This window comes from Thioalkalivibrio sp. ALJT (genome assembly GCF_000381825.1).
GTDB lineage: Bacteria > Pseudomonadota > Gammaproteobacteria > Ectothiorhodospirales > Ectothiorhodospiraceae > Thioalkalivibrio.
Genome location: NZ_KB907126.1, coordinates 146,255 through 166,645, shown reverse-complemented (window position 1 = coordinate 166,645; position 20,391 = coordinate 146,255). Strand labels below are relative to the sequence as shown.

15 protein-coding genes are annotated in these 20,391 nt (G+C 68.4%); 10 read left to right on the top strand and 5 right to left on the bottom strand.

Going from position 1 to position 20,391, the window contains the following annotated elements:
* The first annotated feature begins 1 nt into the window (after position 1).
* Genes G332_RS12805 through G332_RS12800 form a run of 3 tightly spaced genes read left to right on the top strand, consistent with a single transcriptional unit; the run spans position 2 to position 2,729 of the window.
* Positions 2–748 carry a glycosyltransferase family 2 protein gene (locus tag G332_RS12805; protein WP_019626584.1) on the top strand — a complete coding sequence of 249 codons (747 nt, stop codon included), beginning with the start codon at positions 2–4 and terminating at the stop codon, positions 746–748.
* Positions 745–1,968 (top strand): hypothetical protein, encoded by a 1,224-nt coding sequence (locus G332_RS0108560; RefSeq protein WP_019626583.1) that lies wholly within the window; start codon positions 745–747, stop codon positions 1,966–1,968. The genes G332_RS12805 and G332_RS0108560 overlap by 4 nt, the downstream gene beginning before the upstream one ends.
* Positions 1,965–2,729: a glycosyltransferase family 2 protein gene (locus G332_RS12800; RefSeq protein ID WP_019626582.1), complete on the top strand. Its 765-nt coding sequence runs from the start codon at positions 1,965–1,967 to the stop codon at positions 2,727–2,729. The genes G332_RS0108560 and G332_RS12800 overlap by 4 nt, the downstream gene beginning before the upstream one ends.
* Before the next feature lie 164 nt (positions 2,730–2,893).
* On the opposite strand, the gene G332_RS0108550 is transcribed toward G332_RS12800, so the two are convergent.
* Complete coding sequence (locus G332_RS0108550; protein ID WP_019626581.1) at positions 2,894–3,100, bottom strand: hypothetical protein; 207 nt, start codon at positions 3,098–3,100, stop codon at positions 2,894–2,896.
* A 56-nt stretch (positions 3,101–3,156) separates the two neighbouring features.
* Positions 3,157–3,381 (bottom strand): hypothetical protein, encoded by a 225-nt coding sequence (locus G332_RS0108545; RefSeq protein ID WP_019626580.1) that lies wholly within the window; start codon positions 3,379–3,381, stop codon positions 3,157–3,159.
* Between the two features lie 385 nt (positions 3,382–3,766).
* Between G332_RS0108545 and recC the strand changes: the two genes are divergently transcribed.
* The 3 genes from recC to recD are packed head-to-tail and all read left to right on the top strand — an operon-like array spanning position 3,767 to position 13,151.
* Positions 3,767–7,327, top strand: a complete 3,561-nt coding sequence (gene recC / locus G332_RS0108540) for an exodeoxyribonuclease V subunit gamma (protein ID WP_026340722.1) — start codon at positions 3,767–3,769, stop codon at positions 7,325–7,327.
* On the top strand, positions 7,324–11,058 hold the full coding sequence (gene recB, locus G332_RS0108535; RefSeq protein WP_019626578.1) for an exodeoxyribonuclease V subunit beta: 3,735 nt from the start codon (positions 7,324–7,326) through the stop codon (positions 11,056–11,058). Before recC ends, recB begins: the two co-directional genes overlap by 4 nt.
* Positions 11,055–13,151 (top strand): exodeoxyribonuclease V subunit alpha, encoded by a 2,097-nt coding sequence (recD, locus tag G332_RS0108530; RefSeq protein WP_019626577.1) that lies wholly within the window; start codon positions 11,055–11,057, stop codon positions 13,149–13,151. The genes recB and recD overlap by 4 nt, the downstream gene beginning before the upstream one ends.
* Positions 13,152–13,557: 406 nt before the next feature.
* On the opposite strand, the gene G332_RS0108525 is transcribed toward recD, so the two are convergent.
* Positions 13,558–14,319 (bottom strand): HAD family hydrolase, encoded by a 762-nt coding sequence (locus tag G332_RS0108525; protein WP_019626576.1) that lies wholly within the window; start codon positions 14,317–14,319, stop codon positions 13,558–13,560.
* 135 nt (positions 14,320–14,454) lie between these two features.
* On the opposite strand from G332_RS0108525, the gene G332_RS0108520 reads away from it, so the two are divergent.
* Positions 14,455–15,054 carry a cytochrome b gene (locus G332_RS0108520; RefSeq protein ID WP_019626575.1) on the top strand — a complete coding sequence of 200 codons (600 nt, stop codon included), beginning with the start codon at positions 14,455–14,457 and terminating at the stop codon, positions 15,052–15,054.
* A 13-nt stretch (positions 15,055–15,067) separates the two neighbouring features.
* A complete protein-coding gene (locus G332_RS0108515; protein WP_026340721.1) occupies positions 15,068–16,663 on the top strand; it encodes a hypothetical protein in 1,596 nt (531 codons plus the stop codon).
* A gap of 184 nt (positions 16,664–16,847) precedes the next feature.
* Here the strand turns inward: G332_RS0108515 and fabA are convergent, their stop codons facing one another.
* Both fabA and G332_RS0108505 read right to left on the bottom strand, forming a co-directional pair.
* Entirely contained in the window at positions 16,848–17,360 is a 513-nt protein-coding gene (gene fabA, locus G332_RS0108510; RefSeq protein WP_019626573.1) for a 3-hydroxyacyl-[acyl-carrier-protein] dehydratase FabA, read from the bottom strand.
* A gap of 90 nt (positions 17,361–17,450) precedes the next feature.
* Positions 17,451–17,765, bottom strand: coding sequence for a hypothetical protein (locus G332_RS0108505; RefSeq protein ID WP_019626572.1), 315 nt, complete (start codon positions 17,763–17,765; stop codon positions 17,451–17,453).
* 333 nt (positions 17,766–18,098) lie between these two features.
* On the opposite strand from G332_RS0108505, the gene G332_RS0108500 reads away from it, so the two are divergent.
* Together G332_RS0108500 and G332_RS0108495 are read left to right on the top strand one after the other, a co-directional pair.
* Positions 18,099–19,433, top strand: a complete 1,335-nt coding sequence (locus tag G332_RS0108500; RefSeq protein WP_026340720.1) for a hypothetical protein — start codon at positions 18,099–18,101, stop codon at positions 19,431–19,433.
* 248 nt (positions 19,434–19,681) lie between these two features.
* Entirely contained in the window at positions 19,682–20,371 is a 690-nt protein-coding gene (locus tag G332_RS0108495) for a TIGR04211 family SH3 domain-containing protein (RefSeq protein ID WP_026340719.1), read from the top strand.
* Positions 20,372–20,391: the final 20 nt, after the last annotated feature.

Genomic DNA, 20,391 nt, shown 5'->3' with positions numbered 1-20,391 from the left:
GATGGGGGCGGCAGAGGGATCGGGCGCCCACGATGCCGGCAGTGATCGGCCGCTCGTGTCCGTTATTTCGGTGGTGCGCAACCACGCAGACGGTTTGCAGCGGACCCTGGCGTCGGTCTGGTCACAGGAGGGGGTGCGGCTGGAATCTGTCGTTGTGGATGGCGGTTCGACGGATGCCACGCTGGATGTTCTGAAGGCGTTTCCCGAGACGCAGTGGTCGTCTCAGCCCGATGACGGGCCTTTCGACGGCATGAACCGGGGCCTCGCCGCCGTGAACGGGGACTGGGTGGTCTTCATGAATGCGGGGGATACCTTTGCGGCGCCGGATGTGCTCGAACGCTTGCAGCTCCGGGCGCGCGGGCAGGCTGGCGTGGTCTATGGGGCCGTCCGCATCAAGGACAGGCTCTATCGTCCACAGGATGTCGCAGGAGCGCTCAGACGCGGAGTGATCTTCGGGTGCCATCAGTCGATGGTGTTCAATCGTCGCCTGCTGCAAAAGCAGCTCTCCTACGATGAGCGCTTCCCGGTGTACGCGGATTACGAGCTGGTGGCACGACTGTTTCACCAGGGTGTGCGGTTCGAGGCGGTTGACTTTCCGGTCGCCTGTTTTGAGGGGGGCGGCATGTCGGGCCGTGTTTCCCTGCGCAAAAGGCTGGACAAGTACCGTGCAGTGTGGCGCTACTTCGGGGCGTCCGGCATGGTGGCCGCGCTGGCGCATCGGGCGTTTGCCAGGGGAAAACGTTTGTGAACGAGAACGAGCCCACCGCGGGGAGGGAAGCGGCACTGAATCCGGCCATTGTGGTGCTGGCCCATCGACGGGTGCGCAGTCTGGACCGGCTGCTGCGGTCTCTGGCCGATACGGACTGTCCCGAGGGTACCCCGCTGGTGATCAGCATTGATGGTGGCGGAAGCCCGGGGGTGATCGAGCGAGCCCGTGCCTTTGTATGGCGTTCTGGCCCGAAGGATGTGAGGATTCAGAGCAATCGGCTGGGTTTGCGCGAGCATGTGCTGGCTTGCGGTGATCTGAGCCAGGATTTCGGGGCGGTGGTCATGCTCGAGGATGACCTGGTGGTGGCCCGCGGCTTCATGCGGTATGCGCTGCAGGCGCTCCGGGTGTCGGGTGCCGTATCCGATATCGCTCAGGTGGCTTTGTATGCGCCGCACATCAATGAGGTGAACGGGCTCCCGTTCGAGCCGGTGGATACGGGGTTTCCGGCCTTTCTGATGCAGGTACCGTGTTCCTGGGGGCAGGCCTGGACAGCCGCCCAGTGGCGGGCGTTTCGCGCCTGGCTTGAGGACGGATCGAACGTTGCGGGAGCGGCGGGGGAATTGCCGGCGGTCATGCGCGACTGGCCTGCCAGCTCCTGGAAACGCCTTTTTGCGGCCTATCTGGTCGATTCCGGGCGGTATGTGCTGTACCCGTACCGTTCCCGCTCGTCGAACCACGGAGATGCTGGGACGCATGTGCGCATGGCATCTCGCCGCTTTGATGTGCCGCTCACGCTGATGGGGGCTGAAAGCGAAGACCGGATGCATAGCGCATGTCGAGAGGCTCTGCGATACGACATCTGGGGGCAGATGGAGCCCCGGTCGCTGCACGCCATGACAGGGGGCGCGTGGCCGGAGGAGGTGACGATTGATTTACAGGGAAGCAAATCTGCGGAGGGGCGTGTGCAGGGTCCGGTGCTGTCACAACTCGCTCTGGATGATGTGGAACAGCGATGGCCGCTGGATGTAAGGCCCGTGGAGTTGAATGTGCTGCGTGAGTCCGGTGCAACAGGTGAGATTATGCGGGGGCGGCGGCGACGCCCTGTCGGCTGGTGGGAGTATCGCCGGTTGCAGGCGCGCCTGTTTCGTCAGGCCGTGGGCGAGCCACGGGCGGATCTTGTGCTTGTGTGGGGGCTGAATGTGGTCGTCAGGGCGATCACCGGCCGAGTCTTTCGGTGGCGATGGCATTCCCGTAAATGAGCGCTGATCCCCTTGTTTCCATCGTGACGGTGGTGCGAAACCATGCCCAGGGCATGTGCGTCACGCTCGAATCCCTGCGCCAGCAGGATTACCCCGCGATTGAACACATTGTCATCGACGGGGCATCGGAGGACGGCACCCTGGATGTGCTCCAGCAAGCCCAGGGCCAGATCACCCATCTGGTATCGGAGCCTGACCGGGGGATCTACGACGCGATGAACAAGGGGGTCTCGCTGGCGCGAGGCCCGTTGTTGATGCACCTGAATGCAGGCGACCGTTTTGCCGCGCCGGATGCCCTGCGTACGCTGGTGCAGGCGATTGAACAAGCGGGTGCCGACACCGCTTTTTCCGATCTCGTCTACCGCGGGCTGGAGGATGGCGCTCGGGTTTCGCGCATCTACGGAGCGCAGCGATGGACGCCGGCCGCGTTGAAGAAGGGCTGGATGCCACCCCATCCGACCTGGCTGGTGCGGCGTAATTCGTTGTTGCGATGGGGGCCGTATTCGCTTGAATACACGATTGCATCGGATTTCGACATGATGCTGCGAGCGTACTTGTTGCATCGTGCATCGTTTGTCTACGTCCCCCAGGTGACGGTCGAGATGGAACCGGGCGGGATTAGTTCCCAGGGCGTGCGGAGCTTCCTGCGCGCGCGTAGGGAGTGCTGCGACGCGTTGCGGCGAAACGGTTTCAAGGCGGGCCCGTTCAGCTTGTGGAGCAAAGTCCCCGCAAAAATATGGGAACGAGCCCGGTGTCTATGACCCCCTCGCGAAACAGCCCGGTCCCGCCAACGTTCAGCCTGGCACACACAGTGACCCAACCCCGTAGGAGCCTGCTTGCAGGCGAAGCCCCTGCCGGCGGTTGGATGTGGCACAGGTGATGGTTCGCCTGCGAGCAGGCTCCTACGGGGCCGCGGGGGCTGGGGTTAGTAATCGGCGGGTGGCATGTATTCGTGGCGGATGTGGTCGGGGGTCTCCGGGGGCTGGACGCCGGCGCTTTCCAGGGCCTCGGTGAGGTCCTCGCATTCGTCGAGATCGGCGGCGCGCTTTTTGAGAGTGGCCAGGGCGTCGGCGGCCTCGGCCTCGGGCATGGTGATGACGAGTTCGCCGTTTTCCGCTTTTTCCAGGTGCATGTTGTGCTCCTTGTGTTCGCCGTTGGGGTTATGTGCCGGGGTGCGGCGTTGCGGGGTCAGTCCTCGATGGAGGGCTGCCTGGGGGCGTTTTCGTCGAAGGCGTGCGGGGGCTGGCGGAATTCGTTTTCCAGTTCGTAGACGCCTTCTTGCAGCACGGAGCCGAGGGCCCGCGCGCCATTGCTGATTTCGCCGTTGAGTTCGGTGATGTTGTCGGCGATGGCCTTGGCGGTCTTCTTGTCGATCTTCAGGGTGACCGTTCCTTCCTTCAGTGTGGCTTCCATGTCGATCTCCTTGTCGGTTGCGACGTGGGGGACGCAGGTGTTGCCCGAATGGATTGGATGTTTGTTCGGCGGGTGTGCCCGTTCGCCAATGCCAACCCGCGGGATTCACGTTACCGGAGAAGCCGGTGATAACGATGCATTCCCGCTCCTGGAAGAAGGGGAAATTCACGCTGCATCTCGCACTGACGACCACGCTGGGGGCCGTGAGGTTCCTGGCCAGACGTTACCTTTGACGGTCACCCACGTTGGTCAGGCTTCTGCGCAAGGAAGCGGCGTGTCGGAACAGGTGTCGGTGCGGTGGGTGTCGCGCCGCGGGGTGGTAGGGTAGGGATCGGTTTTCGCGGGACTTGGGGGAAGGGTGGAATCGGAGCAATTGCAGCCGGGGATGGTGGTGCTGCACGGGAACCATCTGGAGTCGTTGCGCAGCCTCGCGGTGGAATGGATTCGCCGGGCCCCGCTGGCACCGCTGGAGAACGAGACGATCCTGGTGCAGAGCAATGGCATGGCGCAGTGGCTGCGTCTGGCGCTGGCCGCGCCGCAGGATGCGACACCGCCGGGTTGCGGGATCGCGGCAGCGCTGGATATGCAGTTGCCGTCGCGCTTTGTGTGGTCGGCCTATCGCGCGGTACTGGGGGCGGAAGCAGTGCCGCTGGAGTCGCCCTACGCCAAGCGCCCGTTGACCTGGCGCCTGATGCGGCTGTTGCCGGAATGCCTGCAGGGCGAGGCGTTTGCCCCGTTGCACCGCTTCCTGCAGGACGATGACCCCGGACAGGGTGGTGACCTGCGCAAGCGTTTCCAGTTGGCCGAACGCCTGGCCGACCTGTTTGACCAGTACCAGGTATACCGGGCCGACTGGTTGATGGACTGGGCGGCCGGGCAGGACATCCTGCGCGACGCCCGCGGGCAGACGCGCGTCCTGGCGCCGGGGCAGCGCTGGCAGGCGGAGCTGTGGCGTCTGCTGCAGGCCGATATCGGGCCGGCGCATGAGGGGGGCAGTCGCGCCGCGGTGCATGCGCGCTATCGGGAGGCGGTGCGCACGCTGGAGGCGCGCCCGGCCGGGTTGCCGCGGCGGATCATCGTGTTCGGCATTTCGTCCCTGCCAGGGCAGATCCTGGAGGCACTGGAAGGGCTGGCGCGCTTCTGTCAGGTGCTGGTGTGCGTGCACAACCCCTGTCAGTACTACTGGGCCGACATCGTCGCCGACAAGGACCTGCTGCGGGCGCAGCGCCGGCGCCAGGCTCGCAAGGAGGGGATGCCCGAGGCCCTGGATGCGGCGGACCAGCATAACCATGCCCATCCGCTCCTGGCGGCCTGGGGCAAGCAGGGCCGTGACTACATCGGCCTGCTGGATGAGCACGACGATCCGGCGCGCTACGATCGCGTGCTGGGCGCAGTGGACTGGCCGCGGGAGCGGGTCGACGTGTTCGAAGAGCACGGGGAACGCGGCCCCGGGGACTGTCTGCTGCACCAGCTACAGGATGACATCCGCGCCCTGCGCCCGTTGGCCGAGACCCGTGAGGCCTGGCCACCGGTCGGGCGGGGCGACCGTTCCCTGCAGTTCCATGTCGCCCATAGCCCGCTGCGCGAGGTGGAGCTGCTGCACGACCGCCTGCTGGACCACTTCCAGCGCGATCCGGCGCTGCGCCCGCGCGACGTGATCGTGATGGTCCCGGATATCGACCAGTACGCCCCGCATATCGAGGCGGTATTCGGTCAGCCGGACCGCCACGACCCGCGCTACATCCCCTACACCCTGTCCGATCAGGGCTCGCGCGGGCGCGACCCGGTGCTGATCGCACTGGAGCAGTTGCTGGGGTTGCCGGAGAGCCGCATGGGCGTCGGCGAACTGCTGGATCTGCTGGATGTCCCGGCACTGCGCCGGCGCTTCGGGATCGCCGAGGAGGACCTGGTGCGGCTGCACCGCTGGGCCGAGGGCGCGGGCGTGCGCTGGGGGCTGGCGGCCGCACAGCGCGCCGGGCTGGGCCTGCCCGAGGGGCTGGACCAGAACACCTGGCGCTTTGGCCTGCGGCGCATGCTGCTGGGCTATGCGCTGGGGGACCAGGGCCCCTGGCAGGATATCGAACCATTTGACGAGATTGGCGGGATCGATGCGGCGTTGTTGGGCCCGCTGGAGTCCCTGATTACAGCGCTGGAGACGGCCTGGGCATGGCTGCGCGAGCCCCATGCGCCGGGGGATTGGGCCAGCCGTCTGGCCGGCCTGCTGGCGGATTTCTTTGACCCGGACACCGATGCCGAGCTGGAGACGGTGGAGAAGCTGCGCGATGCGCTGGAGCAGTGGCGCGAGGATTGCGCCGCGGCCGCACTGGAGGAGCCGTTGCCGCTGGCGGTGGTGCGCGAGCAGTGGCTGGCCAGTCAGGACGATTCCGGCGTGGGGCAGCGTTTTCTTGCCGGTTCGGTGAACTTCTGCACCCTGATGCCGATGCGGGCGATCCCGTTCCAGGTGGTGTGCCTGCTGGGCATGAACGACGGTGACTACCCGCGCAGCCCGACACCGGTGGACTTCGACCTGATGGCGCAGGACTACCGCCCGGGCGATCGCTCGCGGCGCGAGGACGACCGTTACCTGTTCCTGGAGGCCCTGCTCTCGGCGCGGCGCCAGTTGCATGTGAGCTGGGTGGGCCGGCATGTACGTGACAACGAGCCGCGGCCGCCGTCGGTGCTGGTGGGTCAGCTGCGCGACCACCTGGCCGCCGGCTGGACTCTGGCGGCATCCGTCGCCGATGGTGCGGCCGCGGCGGGGACCGATGCCGGATCCGACACCGGGCCTGATGCCGGGGCGGCCGATCCGGGGCAGGCGCTGGTGCGCCACCTGACCCTCGAACATCCGCTGCAGCCGTTTTCGCCGCTGAACTTCCCGCCAGGTTCCGACGTTGCGCGGCATTACACCTTCGCGCGCGAGTGGGAGGCGGTGCATGCCCCGGCGCCGGAAGCGCCCGTACCGATTGAAGCCGCGGGCGCCCCGGTGCCGCTGCTGGAGGCGGAGCGCGAGCCCTGCGCGGTGGCCCCCGAGACCCTGGCGCGGTTTCTGCGTTTCCCGGTGGAGGCCTTCTTCCGACACCGGCTGGGGGTGTTCTTCGACGAAGAAGAGGCCCCCAGCGATGACCTGGAGCCGTTCGGGCTGGCCGGGCTGGAGCAGTGGCAGGTGCGCCAGCACCTGGTCGCGACCGCTTTGCAAACCGCAGACGATGCGTCCGCCTGGCCGGGGGTCCTGGAGACGGAGTCGGCACGCCTGCAGCGTGCCGGCCGCTTGCCACTGGGGGCGGCCGGCGAGCTGGAACGGGGTGCGATGGTGGACGAGGCTGCGCGGCTGCTGGACCGGATCGCGGCGCGCCAGGCCGAATATCCGGACATGCTGCCCGTGGGGCGCCCCCTGCGGCTGGAGTGCGCGCACTGGAGCCTGGAGGCCGTGCCGCCCGCGCTGCGCGGGAACGGGCACGCACGGATTTGCCTTGACTACAGCGCCAGCCGCATCGCCGACGGCAAGTCCTGGCGATTCGGCAAGTTGATGGCGCCCTGGGTACTGCATCTGCTGGCCAATGCGGGCGAGGGTGGTGTCGGCTCCGAGCTGGTCGCGCTGGATACGCGGCTGCAACTGCCGGGCCTGGAGGCCGGCCTGGCCGAGGAGCTCCTGGCGACCCTGCTGGAGGCCTGGGTGGCGGGCCAGGAACGGCCGCTGCCGCTGGCCTGCGGCGCCGGCTTTGCCTGGCTCGTGGCCGAGGCCACCGACAAGGACCCGCGGGAGGCTGCGCTGCGGGCCCTGCGCGGGAGCGATTTCAAGGCCGGTGAGTGGTCGCGCAGCCCGGCGCTGGCCCGGGCCTGGCCGGACCCGGAGACCCTGCTGGACGATCCCGATTTTGGGCTCTGGTGCGACCGCCTGTACCGGCCGCTGTTCGTGGTGCTGAACCGAACGGAGGATGCGGCATGACGAGCCGGGCCCAAGAGCTGGACCTGCTGGGGCTTCCCCTGCACGGCAGCCGCCTGATCGAGGCCAGTGCCGGGACTGGCAAGACCTACACCATCGCCGCGCTTTATCTGCGCCTGGTGCTGGGACACGGCGAATTGCCCGAGGGGGCCGGGGCGCTGATGCCGCCGCAGATCCTGGTGATGACCTTCACCGATGCCGCGACCCAGGAGCTGCGCAGCCGTATCCGCGAGGCCCTGGCGACTGCGGCGCGGGTGTTCCGCGCGCAGGACCCGGACACGGTCCCGGGGGTGCAGGACATCCATACGCAGCTGCGGGGTGAATACCATGAGGCGGAACGCGCGGCTGCCGCGCGTCGGCTGGAGCTGGCGGCGGAATGGATGGACGAGGCCGCCGTCTCCACCATCCACGGCTGGTGCTACCGCATGCTGCGCGAGCACGCCTTCGACAGCGGGAGCCTGTTCACCCAGGACCTGGCGAGCGATCAGCAGGAGCTGCTGGCCGAGGCGACCCGCGACTTCTGGCGCCGCTTCGTCTATCCGCAGCCGCCGGCGCAGCTGGTCCTGGTGCGCAATGCCTTCGGGCCGGATCCGGAGACCCTGTTGCAGAAGATCCGGCCGCTGGTCGGGCATCTGCCCGCAGCTGCGGCGGATGCGGAGCTTGAGACCCCGGAAGGCCTGGAGGCCGCCCTGGGGCGCAAGCTGGCGCGACTGGAGGCGATGAAACGCCCCTGGCGTGAGGACTTCGTGGCAATCCGCGAGCAGTTCGAGGCCCTGCGCGGGACCGTGCTGAACGGGCGCAAGTATGCCAGTCCGGACAAGTTGCTGAATGTGATGCACGAATGGGCCGAGGACCCGGGTGCCCTGCGGCCGGCGGGTGTCGGGAAGGAGTCCGTGCTGGAGCGTTTGAGCGCGGCCGGTATGCGCGACCGGCTGAAGGATGGCCAGGCGCTGCCCGAGGATCTGCACCCGGCCTTTGTGGCGTTGGACGATCACGCCGAGGTCTGTGTGGATGACCGCGAGCGCCTGTTGCAGGCGGCGGCGCGCCAGGTGGACGCGGGCTTTCGTCAGGCCCAGTGGCGGCGCGCTCAGATGGGCTTCAACGACCTGCTGACGCGGCTGCGCGATGCCCTCGACGGGCCGGGCGGCGAGGAACTGGCCGCGACCTTGCGTGTCCAGTTCCCGGTCGCGCTGGTGGACGAGTTCCAGGACACCGATCCGGTGCAGTACCGGATCTTCCAGCGCGTCTACGGCATTGACGCGAATCCGCGGGATCGCGGCGTGCTGCTGATCGGCGACCCGAAACAGTCGATCTATCGCTTTCGCGGTGCCGATATCCACACCTACCTGATGGCACGCGCGGCCACTGCCGGGCGCCACTACACGCTGGAGCGCAATTTCCGCTCCACCAGGGCCCTGGTGGATGGCGTGAACCGGCTGTTCCGGCACGCGGAGGGCTGGGCGGATGGCGCCTTCCTGTTCCGCGACGGGGACGACAACCCGCTGCCGTTCGTGGCGGTGAGCGCCCATGGCCGCGACGAGGTTCTGGAGCAGGCCGGCCAGGCACTGCCGGCCGTGACCCTGTGGTGCGACGACCCGGGCAAACCGGTGCCCAAGGGGCACTACCGCGAACGCATGGCGCAGGCCTGTGCCAGCTACATGGTGGAGCTGCTGAATGCCGGCGCGGCTGCGACCTGCGGCTTTCGCAAGGACCAGACACTGACCCCGCTGCGCCCGCGCGACATGGCGGTACTGGTGCGTGGCCGCGCCGAGGCCGACGCGATCCGTACCGAACTGCGTCAGCGGGGGGTACGCAGTGTCTATCTGTCGGATCGCGAGTCGGTGTATGTCACCGCCGAGGCCGGGGATCTGCTGCGCTGGTTGCGGGCCTGTGCCGAGCCGACCAGCGAACGCCTGCTGCGTGCGGCGCTGGCGACCGCGACGCTGGGACAGTCACTGGCTGAGCTGCACCGCCTGACGGTGGACGAGCTGGCCTGGGAGAAGCGGGTGGAGCAGTTCCGCGACTACCGGCGCCTGTGGCAGTCGCGCGGGGTATTGCCGATGCTGCGGCGACTGCTGCACGACTTCGAGGTGCCGCGCCGGTTGCGTGCCACGGCCGAGGGCGAGCGTGCGCTGACCAACCTGCTGCATCTGAGCGAGCTGTTGCAGCAGGCGGCTGCGGAGCTGGATGGCGAGCAGGCCCTGATCCGGCATCTGCTGGAACACCGGGCCGACGACGGTGAGACCGGCGAGGAACAGATCCTGCGTCTGGAGAGCGACGAGGATCTGGTGAAGGTGGTGACGCTGCACAAGTCCAAGGGCCTGGAGTACCCGCTGGTGTTCCTGCCGTTTGCCTGCAGCTTCCGGCTGACGGACAAGAAAAAGGACGTACCCTGGCGCGATCATCCGCCGCAGGGCGGGGCGCGCTGGGTGTTCCAGATGGATGAAGCGGTCCATGAACGTGCCGAGCGCGAGCGGCTGGCGGAGGACCTGCGGCTGCTGTATGTCGGCATGACGCGGGCGCGTTACGCCTGCTGGCTGGGGATTGCGCCGGTCGTCTCCGGGAACGGCAAGCGCAACCAGTTCCAGCAGACGGCGGCCGGTTACCTGCTGGCGGGCCCGGACGGGGTAGAGGAGGGGGGGGTGGAGGCGGCCCTGCAGGCCGCGGCGGGCGCCGAGCCGGCGGTTCGGGTCGGCTCGTTGCCTGCGGTCAATGCCACCTGTGTGCGCGCGATGGGCGACGCAGTCGCCACGGGGCCGGCGCGGGAGCCGCCGGCACGTGACTTCGAGCACTGGTGGGTGGCCAGTTACAGCGCCATCGCGGCCCATGACGACGGTGTGGTGCCGGCCGCCCCGGGTACGGCACGCGAGGACGTGCTGCGCGAGGGGGTGGCGGATACCGGGCAGGCTGCGCCGGAGCCGGGGGCGCCGGGCGTGGCCCATGGCCTGCATGCGTTTCCGCGCGGGCCGGGCCCCGGTACCTTCCTGCATGGACTGCTGGAGTGGGCCGCGCAGCAGGGCCTGGCGGCGCAGGTGGCCCATCCCGAGCGCCTGGCGCGCGAGGTGGCGGCCCGCTGCGAACGGCGCGGCTGGGGGGAGTGGTCGGCGGTTGTCAGCGACTGGATGGGGCAGCTGCTGACGGCCGGGTTCCCGCTGGAGGATGGCGGACACTTCACTCTGGGCAGTCTGGCCGGCTATCAGGCGGAACTGGAGTTTCTGTACCCGGCGCGGCACCTGAAAGCGGCGGATCTGGACCAAGCCGTGTGCGCCGGGGTCCTGCCGGGTGCCGCGCGGCCTGCGCTGGGGGATGTGACCCTGAACGGCATGCTGAAAGGCTTTGTCGATCTGGTGTTCGAGCACGAGGGGCGCTATTACGTGGCGGACTACAAGTCCAACTGGCTGGGGACCTCGGGTACGGCCTACAGCGCGGAGCGGCTGCGCGCGGCGGTACTCGAGCACCGCTATGACCTGCAGCTGGTGCTCTACACCCTGGCGCTGCATCGCCAATTGCAGGCGCGGCTGCCGGATTACGACTACGACCGTCACATGGGCGGTGGCGTGTACCTGTTCCTGCGCGGCGTGGATGCCCCGGGACATGGCGTGTTCCACCACTGTCCGCCGCGGTCGCTGATCGAACAGCTGGATCGCTGGATGAGTCATGGCGGACCGACCCGTAGCGGCCGGACCCATGGCGGTCTTGCCGAAGAGGGTCCGGTGCGGGAGGGGACGGCATGAATGCGGCGGTGCGCAGCCCCGCGCTGGGATCGGTGGAGGCACTGCTGGTGCTGCTGGGCGACTGGGAGGCCGCCGGGTGGTTGCGGGGCGTGGACCGGGCGCTGGTGCGCTTCCTGCACGAACAGGCCCCGGATGCCGCGCCTCTGGCGCTGCTGCTGGCGGCCCTGGCCAGCCATCAGGTCGGGCGCGGGCATGTCTGCCTGGAACTGGGGCCCCTGTTCCAGGCCCCCGATGACACCCTGGCCCTGCCGCCGGAGGGAGAGACGGGGGCGCGTCCGCCACCGCGGCCGTCGCAGGTGCTGCAGGGGGTCACGCCTGACACCGCGGTGCAGGCCCTGCATGCCAGTGCACTGGTCGGTCCCGAGGCGGTGGGGCGCACGCCGCTGGTCTGTACCGGGGAGCAGATCTACCTGCGCCGCTACTGGGAGGCGGAGCGCCGGATCGGTCAGGCGATCCGTCTGCGGCTCGCGGACCGCGAGACCTGGCAGACGGCGCTGGACCCGGGGGCGGCACGGGCATGGCTGGACTGGCTGTTCGGACCTCCGGGAGACGCCGCAACGCCCGACTGGCAGCGCCTGGCCTGTGTGCTGGCGGCCGGTTCCGGCTTCAGCGTGATCACCGGCGGGCCGGGGACCGGCAAGACGACCACCGTGCTGCGGCTGCTGGCGCTATTGCAGGGGCTGCAGGGCGTGGAGGACCCGCTGCGCATCCGGTTGGCGGCGCCGACCGGAAAGGCCGCGGCCAGGCTGAATGCCTCGGTCAGCGGGGCCCTGGATCGCCTGGGGCTGGAGACGCTGCCGGACGGGGCGGCGCTGCGCCGGCAGTTGCCGGCCGAGGTCGTCACCGTGCATCGCCTGCTGGGGGCGCGGCCGGATACCCGGCACTTTCGCCATGGGGCGCGCAATCCGCTGGCGCTGGATGTGCTGGTGGTGGACGAGGCCTCGATGATCGACCTCGAGCTGATGGCCAGTCTGGTCGCGGCGGTGCCGCGCACGGCGCGGCTGATCCTGCTCGGCGATCGCGACCAGCTGGCCTCGGTGGAGGCCGGCGCGGTGCTGGGTGAGCTGTGTCACCGCGCCGGTGGCGGGCATTACACGCCCGCGACCGCGCAATGGCTGCAGGCCGTTACCGGCATCGGCGTGCCGGGGGCCATGCAGGATGCCGGCGGGCAGGTGCTGGACCAGCACATCGTGATGCTGCGCGAGAGCCACCGCTTTGGTGCCGATAGCGGGATCGGCCGCCTGGCCGCCGCGGTCAACAGCGGTGCCGCACCCCAGCGGCTGGAGGTCGATGCGGCCGTGTCGCAGATAAGCCTTGCCGGGCCCGAGGACCCGGCCCTGGCGAGGCTCGCGGTGGATGGGCGTACGGACGTGCCGGAGGGCGACGCGGTGGGCTATGCGGGCTATCTGCAGCGTCTGGATGGGGCCCGCCCGGCGCCGCCGGCCGCGCGCGCCGCCTGGGAGGACTGGGCACGTGATGTGCTGGCAGCGCACGCGCGCTTCCAGTTGCTGTGCGCGGTACGTCGTGGCCCGTGGGGCCTGGAGACGCTGAATCGCCGGGTGACTGCCGCGCTGCAGGCGCGGGGCCTGCTGGCGGTGGATGGCCCTCGGGGTGGCGGCAGCGGGGCGCGGGGCCCGTGGTTCGAGGGGCGTCCGGTGATTGTGACCCGCAACGACTATGCGCTGGGGTTGATCAACGGTGATATCGGCATTGCCCTGGCAGTGCCGGCGTGGCTGGCGCGGGGCGAACCGGAGCCGCCTGCGGACGTGGCGGAGGCCCCGCTGCTGCGGGTCGCCTTCCTCACCGCGGGGGAGCGGGTGCGCTGGGTGCTGCCCAACCGCCTGGAGGCCGTCGAGACCGCCTTCGCATTGACCGTGCACAAGGCGCAGGGCTCGGAGTTCGAGCACGTCGCGCTGGTCCTGCCGGAGGCGGACAGCCCGATCCTGACCCGCGAACTCGCCTATACCGCAATCACCCGCGCCCGGCGCTGGTTCAGCCTGCTGGAGCCGCGCGCGGGCACCCTGACCAGCGCCAGCCAGCGCCAGATCCGCCGCAGCGGTGGCCTGCGCCGCTGGCTGGACGATCCGCTGTAGCGACCCTCGTCGAGCCCCGGACGTGCCATCCCGGAAACCGGGTAGCGGTTATCCGGGGTCTCATGCGTTGGGGAGGCGGAGGCTCGGGTTGGCCCGATGGCGGTGATCCTGGCTCTCCGCTGCGTTGTGGCCGGGATGACCGTGTATTCGGGACGGTAAGGGGACGTTCTTCGCACGCCACCGGCATGGCCGCGAAGCCAGGACGAGCATCGCCTTGCGCGCAAATAGCCACGCCGGCTCCCGTCAGCTTGTAGGAGCCTGCTTGCAGGCGAACAACCATCACCTGTGCCAGATCCACCGCCGGTAGGGGCTTCGCCTGCAAGCAGGCTCCTACGGGCTGGGGGAAGCGTACGGGTTGTCATCCCGGAAACCGCTTGGTGCTCCGGGCCGAGGCGGCGCGTGTGCGTCAGGCGGTGTTTCCCCGGGAATCGATATTGAGCCGTTGCGGGAGCTGGCCGAGGCGGCCCAGGGTGAGGCAGGGGCGAGGGTGGCCATGTCCCCAGGGCATGGCGTTCGGGTTGAACCAGGCGGCGTGAAAGCCGGCCTGCAGGGCGCCGAGGACGTCGGCGCTGCTGTCGTCGCCGATGTGCAGGATCGCGTCGGGTTCGACCCCGGCCTGTGCGCGGGCTTGCTGGAAGATGCGCGGATCGGGCTTGGCTGCGCCGGCCTCACCTGCGGCGATGGCGAAGTCGAAGTGTGCGCCCAGCGGGGTGCGGAACACGTCGGCATTGCCGTTGCTGATCGCGCCCAGACGGAAGTGGCGGGCGAGGACCGCGAGCACTCCGGGGGCCTCGGGATAGGGCGTGACCTCGTTTCGCGCCTCCCAGAACACCCGGAAGCCCTCGCCTGAGAGATGGTCGGGGCAGCAGTCGCAGGTGGTGGCCAGTTCTCGCAGCCAGCGTTTGCGCAGGCCGGTCAGGTCGTGGCGTTCGTGGTCGGGGGCTGCGCGCATGAAGTCCGTGCGTGACTGGATCAGTGCATCGGGATCAAACCGCTCGCAGACGGCAGGGGCCTGCTTGCGCAGCCAGGCATAGAAACGCGCCTCGGCGTGCCGGATCACCGGCATCACCGGCCACAGGGTGTCGTCAAGATCGAACGTCAGGCAGCGGATGCGGTCCGGTTCCAGAGGCCGGAGCCTGTGTTGCTTGCTGGCGGCGGAAGGGTTCATGCGGGCAAGGGTAGCGCGGTCACCGCTGTGGTCGGTATTGGGCCGACGCGACTGGGGGTACTCGTGCCCGGTGGTGGCAGTGGCCTGCTAGGGTGTCATCCGGAGTCATCCAGACGGGGTGCGGAGGCGTTCGTCATGCAAAAGGAAGGAGATGCGGTGCACGGGGGCGCAGTCGTCTGGCCGCGCTACAGCCGCGCGCAGCGGGTATTGCACTGGCTGGTGGCGGTGCTGGTGCTGGTTGCACTGGGGCTGGGCGGGACGATCGGCTGGTTTGGCTTCGAGGGCCTGCAGGCGCGTTTTGGCGAGGCAGTGACGAACAGCCTCTTTACCTGGCACAAGACTTTCGGGGTGCTGATCCTGATCCTGATGGTGATGCGTATCGGACTCAGGCTGCGGCGTGGCAAGCCGGCGTATGGGGTGGCGCTGGCGCGCTGGCAGCGGATCGGTTCCGAGGTTGTGCACGGGCTGTTGTATGGCCTGCTGATCCTGATGCCGGTGATCGGGTGGTGGGCGACTGCGGCGGGGGGCTACGCGGTGCAACTGGGACCTCTGATCCTGCCGGGGCTGTTTCCGGAGGACGCGGTATTGTCGGAGACGCTGTTCGCCTGGCATCAGATTCTGGGCCGGGTGACCCTGGTCCTGATCGTTGGCCATGTGGCGGCGGCGCTGGTGCACTGGCGCGTACGCCGGGACGGGGTGATGCAGCGCATGACCTTCGGGCGTACCCGCCTCTGATCCCGGTATGTCGATGACGCGCTGGTTGCTCACGCTGGTGTTGCTGAATGCGGTCCTGCTGAGCCTGGCGGTGCCGCAGTATGCGGGGATTGCGCCGTACGGCCTGGCCTGGGAGGCCTTGTTGCTGGCGGGCCTGTTCGCGCTGCTGCCGGCGGGTCGGCTGGCGCGCGGCCTGGCCTGGTTCGCGGCTTCGGGGCTCCTGGTCCTGGTGGTGCTGGCGTTGTTCGACGCTCTGACCCGCGCCAGCCTGTCGCGGCCACTGAACGTGGCGCAGGACTGGGTGCTGCTGGATGCCGTTTATCGGCTGGTGACGGGCAATCTCGGGGCGCTGGCGACCGCGCTGCTGGGTAGCGCGCTGGCCGTGCTGCTGGTGACGGTGATCTGGGGCGCCGGGCGCGGGCTCGGCGCCCTGGCGGTGCCGGCGGGACACGCGCGTCTTCCGCGAGTCATCGCGGGCGGGGCGTTCGTGCTCGGTATGGTCGGTACGCTCGCCGCCGCGCGCGGCGCACTGCCCCCGGGAACGGCGGCGCCGGGGGCGGGGATGCTCCAGGAGCAGCTTGTTGCCGCCCGCGAGGCTCGCGCCGAGAACCAGCGTTTTCGTGCCCGTCTGGAGACGCCCCGGGACGAGACGACGGCGACCCCTCTCCCGGGCCTTGCGGGGGTCGACGTGATCCTCGGGCTGGTCGAGTCCTATGGCGTATCCGCCGTCTTTGACTCGCGCCATGCGCCGGTGATCGTGCCGAGTCTGGAGTCCATTGGTGCGCAACTGGAGGCGGCGGATCTGCATGTCGTGACCGGCGTGCTGGAGGCCCCGATCGCAGGGGGGCAATCCTGGCTGGCGCAGGCCTCGCTGTTGACGGGCCTGCAGGTGCGCTATGCCGGGCACTATGACGAGCTGCAGACGCGCACCCGCGACACCCTGGTTCAGGATTTTCAGGCAACCGGCCATGCAACGACGATGCTGGCGCCGGCGATCCAGCTCGACTGGCCGGAGGGGCGCTGGTTTCGCTGGGATCGGATCGTGGACCGGCACGAATTCGACTACGCGGGCCCGCCCTTTTTCTGGGTGACCATGCCGGATCAGTACACCTGGGCGTTCTTCGAGCGGGCGATCCGGGCACCTGCAAGCGAGCCGGTGTTTGCGATGCTGGCGCTGATCAGTTCGCATGCGCCGTGGACGCCGGTCCTGCCGGTGCTGGAGGACTGGGGGGCGATCGGCGATGGTGCAGTCTTTGACCAATGGGCCGGGCAGGGGCCGACCCCGGAGGTGCTGTGGCGGGACTTCGATCGAGTGCGCGATTTCTATGCGCAGTCCGTGCGTTATTCGCTGGAGGTGACCGGGGCCTATGCGGCCGAGCATGTGGATGATCGGACCTTATTTCTGATGTTGGGGGATCACCAGCCGGCGGCGTTGATTACCGGTCAGGAGGCGAGTTGGGCGGTGCCGGTGCATGTGATCTCCGGCGATCCGGAGTTGCTGGAGCCGTTTCTTGCGCGCGGCTTTGTGCCGGGGATGCAGCCGCCTTCGGAGTCTGCCGAAGACGGGTTTGACGCCCTGCGAGGCTGGCTGCACGATGCGTTCGGCGCGTCATCCAAAGCGGACGGATGATCTGGCCTCCCTGCCGCAAGTGGACCGTTCCTGTTGCCTCGTCCCACCATGGCCCTGATTGGGCATCGGGGTGTTAGTGCCCTTTGTCCAGCCACCACGAGGCAGGCGGGCGGGGCGGGCGAGGCACCACCCGCGTACGGAGGAAGGGCGGCGCCCGAGTCAGAGTGTTCGGAAGGGGGTGGGGCTAGAAGTTTTCGGTGGAGGTAAACAACCCGACTCGCAGGTCATTGGCCTCATAGATCGGCCGCCCGTCGACCTCGACAATCCCGTCGCCGATGCCCAGCACCAGCTTGCGCGCGATCACCCGCTTCATGTCGATGCGATAGGTGACCTTCTTCGCGGTGGGCAGTACCTGGCCGGTGAACTTGACCTCGCCCACACCCAGGGCGCGGCCGCGGCCGGGGTTGCCCAGCCATGCAAGATAGAAACCGACCAGCTGCCACATCGCGTCGAGTCCGAGGCAGCCCGGCATGACCGGATCGCCCGGGAAGTGGCAGGCGAAGAACCAGAGGTCGGGGTCGATGTCGAGCTCGGCCACCATCTCGCCCTTGCCGTGCGGACCGCCGTCGCCGTTGATCAGGGTGATCCGGTCCATCATCAGCATATTGGGTACGGGCAGCTGGGCGTTGCCCGGCCCGAACATGTCGCCGTAGCCACAGGCCAGGAGTTCGTCGCGATCGTACTGGTTCTTCTGCATGAGGAAGCCGCTTGGGGAAGAGGCTGGTATTGGACCGAAACCCGCGCGTAAAAGCAATTGCCGCAGGTGTGACGGCGGCGCCGGAGACAGTCAGGCGTCCGCGGGGTAGCGCAGCAGTTCGGCCAGGGTGAAGAAACGGTCACCGCGCAGATAGCCGGCCTGGATGTCACTGATCAGGGCGCCGGGACGGCCCTGGGGGTCGCGTTCGGCGACCCAGTGCGGCGGTATGGTGTCGAGTATGTGGGTACAGGCAAGGCGGCCGTTTTCCAGGTGGCTTGCGTGCACCTCGCCGGTTTTGCGGTCACGAAAGGCCGGGATCCAGCCGGCCGTGAAGCCGGCATCCAGCCAGGACGGGGGTTCGGCGCGGGCCGACGCTGCGACGGGCAGAAGATCGAGGTTGAGCATCGCGGGGTCTCCGGGGATTTAAGTCGGGTATCGGCTCGGGGCGCACAAACTTGAGGGCTCTCGGCGGGTGCGCATGCGTCGGATCAATCCGCCATAATCGAGGGCACCAGGAGCCTGTCGGGTTTGGGCAATCGTCGCGAGCGCAGGGCAGGAGAGCGAAAAAAAGGCCTGCTGTCCCGCGCGCGCAGTCGAGGCGTTCCAAATCCGGCAGGCTCCTGGAGGACGGGGCGCGCTGCAGGCTTGCGAGGGCGGGCTCGGACCATGCCGGATGGGTGCCCGGCGTGGCCTGCACAAGAACAATCAAACGGGGGGGTTATGGTGGCCATCACGGTGTTGCTGTGGGTACTGGGCATTGCCGTCGCGATCGTGTTGCTGGATTTCGCGCGCGGTCCGGTGCGGCGGCTGCTGGTGGGTCTGACCGGCGGGGTGACGCGTCTGGTGTGTGCGTTGCGCCGCCAGGTCCAGCATCTTCGGGATGCGACCCATCATTGGCATCAGGCGCACCTGGCGCGGCTGGAGGCGGAACGCGTTCAGGTGGCGGTGCAGGCGCTGGAACGGCGCTATGCCCGGATGGTGGGGCATGACCTGGCCACGATCCCGGACCTGCGCCAGCAGGTGCACGAAACCCTGCGGGAGTTGGCAGATGCGTATGTGCGTGACGAGGCGCGGTTGGTGGCGGAGCCCGGTTGGGTGACGCGGCTGGAGGCCCTGGCCAATGCGCCGGTGGCGGATACGCCGCAGGGTCAGCGCCTGGCGCAGGACATGCAGGAGACGATCCTGCGTATTGCACGGTTGGGCATGGAGGAACAGCGTCAGGTCGCGCGCGGGTTGCTGTCGGCCCGGCGGCGTCTGGAGGCGCCACTGCACCTGTTGATCGGGCGTCTGGAGCAGGCCCATCAACGTCTGGTGGAACTGGAGCGTCAGGGCGAACGCCTGGACCGCGAGCTGTCGCGATACGAGCGCGATACCCCCCTGGCGAAACGCCAGTTACCGGCGTATCTGCAGGCAGCCAGCCAGTGGCTGCTGGGTGTGGCCGGACTGGTGCTGGCCGGGGTGGCGGTGGTGGTCTACCAGCGTTTGTTCGAACCGGCCCTGGCGACGCAGTTTCCGGCGCTCCCCGGGGAGAACGGCGTCGCGTTTCCGGACTTGGTGGTGGCGACCCTGCTGGGGGGGGCTGCGGTGGCGGGCTGGCTGCTGGCGGAGGCGCGAGGCGTGTCGCGGCTCCTGCCGCATGCGTTGCTGGACGGCAGCGAGGGGCTGCGGCGGGTGCTTGTCATGCTGGCGGGGGGGACGCTCGCGCTACTGGCGCTGGTCTCGGCCGTGGGTGGGTTCCATCTCGAGTGGGTGACGTATCGTCAGGAACTGATGGATACGCTGCTGGCGGGCGCGGATGGACCGCCGGTTACCCTGAGTCTGTTCGAGCAATCAGTGGGGGCGGTGCTGGGGCTGTTGATTCCGCTGCTGGTAGCGCTGGCCCCCGTGTGGCTGGTGGGCGTCCTGCAGTCGACGCGGGTCATGTTCGGTGGCCTGCTGACATTGGTGCTGTCGCTCATGGTCGGGATTCTGTACCTGTCGGCGGTAGTGGCCGCGCAGGTGCGCCGGCTGGTCCCGGCCGCATTTGATCTGTTGACGCTGCCGTCGCGCGCGCTGCGAGAGCGCTTCCTGTAGGGGCCTGTCGGATTCGAGACGGATCTGCGGCGCGTGCTGGACAGTGGTCTTTTTCCGCTCTCTCTCGTTACATGGCCTCATGATCCGCCTTGAGAGACCGGAAAAAGGCTCGTTCTCCTGCCCAACGCTCGCGACGATCGCTCAAACCCGGCGGCCCTCCGGTGAATTCAGTGCGGCGTGCGTTGGCTCTCGCCTTATGTAGAATGCAGTACGGGAAATCCCTGACTCAGCAGGAGACAGCTGTCGATATGACAATGAATGGGTGGTCGCCACGCGCGATGGCGCTGGTTCTGAGTGGAGTGCTGATGCTGGCCTGGAGCGGTGCGGCTGCGCAGCAGACCCGCTATGTCAGCGAGGAGCTCGAGGTGGGCGTGCGCGCAGGGCCCTCGAACCAGAACCGCATCGTCAGCTCCGTGCGCGGCGGGCAGGCGGTTACGGTGCTGGAGCGGTCCGGTGATGGCTGGAGCCGGATACGGCTGGCGAGCGGCAATGACGCCTGGATCCTGACGCGTTACCTGCAGGACGAACCGCATGCGCGCGAGCGTCTGGCCGAGGTTGAGGCCGAGCTGGCCGAGATTCGCTCCGGTGCGGATGACCAGGAGGGTCGGATCGCGGAGCTTCTGGACCGGCGTAACGCCCTCACCACTGAGCGCGACGAGCTGCAGGCGCAGCTTGCGGACATGAATACGGAACTGGAGGAATTGCGGGACATTGCCGCACGCCCGCAGGAGATTCAGCGTGAAAATCGTCGGCTGGAACGCGACCTGGTCGAGGCACGCGATGCCGCTGACGAGTTTCGGCGCCAGGTCGAGGTGATGCAGGCCGACAACCAGCGCCGCTGGTTCATGACCGGTGCCCTGGTCACGGTGGGTTCCGTCATCCTCGGGATTATCCTGACTCGAATCCCCTCGCGCCGGCGCCGCAGCGACTGGGTTTGAGTCGGGCCCGGGCTGCGGGT

Coding starts and splice junctions, on each gene's coding strand:
- G332_RS12805 (WP_019626584.1), top strand. CDS start 2: ATGGGGGCGGCAGAGGGATCGGGCGCCCACGATGCCGGCAGTGATCGG.
- G332_RS12800 (WP_019626582.1), top strand. CDS start 1,965: ATGAGCGCTGATCCCCTTGTTTCCATCGTGACGGTGGTGCGAAACCAT.
- G332_RS0108550 (WP_019626581.1), bottom strand. CDS start 3,100: ATGCACCTGGAAAAAGCGGAAAACGGCGAACTCGTCATCACCATGCCC.
- G332_RS0108545 (WP_019626580.1), bottom strand. CDS start 3,381: ATGGAAGCCACACTGAAGGAAGGAACGGTCACCCTGAAGATCGACAAG.
- recC (WP_026340722.1), top strand. CDS start 3,767: ATGGTGGTGCTGCACGGGAACCATCTGGAGTCGTTGCGCAGCCTCGCG.
- recB (WP_019626578.1), top strand. CDS start 7,324: ATGACGAGCCGGGCCCAAGAGCTGGACCTGCTGGGGCTTCCCCTGCAC.
- recD (WP_019626577.1), top strand. CDS start 11,055: ATGAATGCGGCGGTGCGCAGCCCCGCGCTGGGATCGGTGGAGGCACTG.
- G332_RS0108525 (WP_019626576.1), bottom strand. CDS start 14,319: ATGAACCCTTCCGCCGCCAGCAAGCAACACAGGCTCCGGCCTCTGGAA.
- G332_RS0108520 (WP_019626575.1), top strand. CDS start 14,455: ATGCAAAAGGAAGGAGATGCGGTGCACGGGGGCGCAGTCGTCTGGCCG.
- G332_RS0108515 (WP_026340721.1), top strand. CDS start 15,068: ATGACGCGCTGGTTGCTCACGCTGGTGTTGCTGAATGCGGTCCTGCTG.
- fabA (WP_019626573.1), bottom strand. CDS start 17,360: ATGCAGAAGAACCAGTACGATCGCGACGAACTCCTGGCCTGTGGCTAC.
- G332_RS0108505 (WP_019626572.1), bottom strand. CDS start 17,765: ATGCTCAACCTCGATCTTCTGCCCGTCGCAGCGTCGGCCCGCGCCGAA.
- G332_RS0108495 (WP_026340719.1), top strand. CDS start 19,682: ATGACAATGAATGGGTGGTCGCCACGCGCGATGGCGCTGGTTCTGAGT.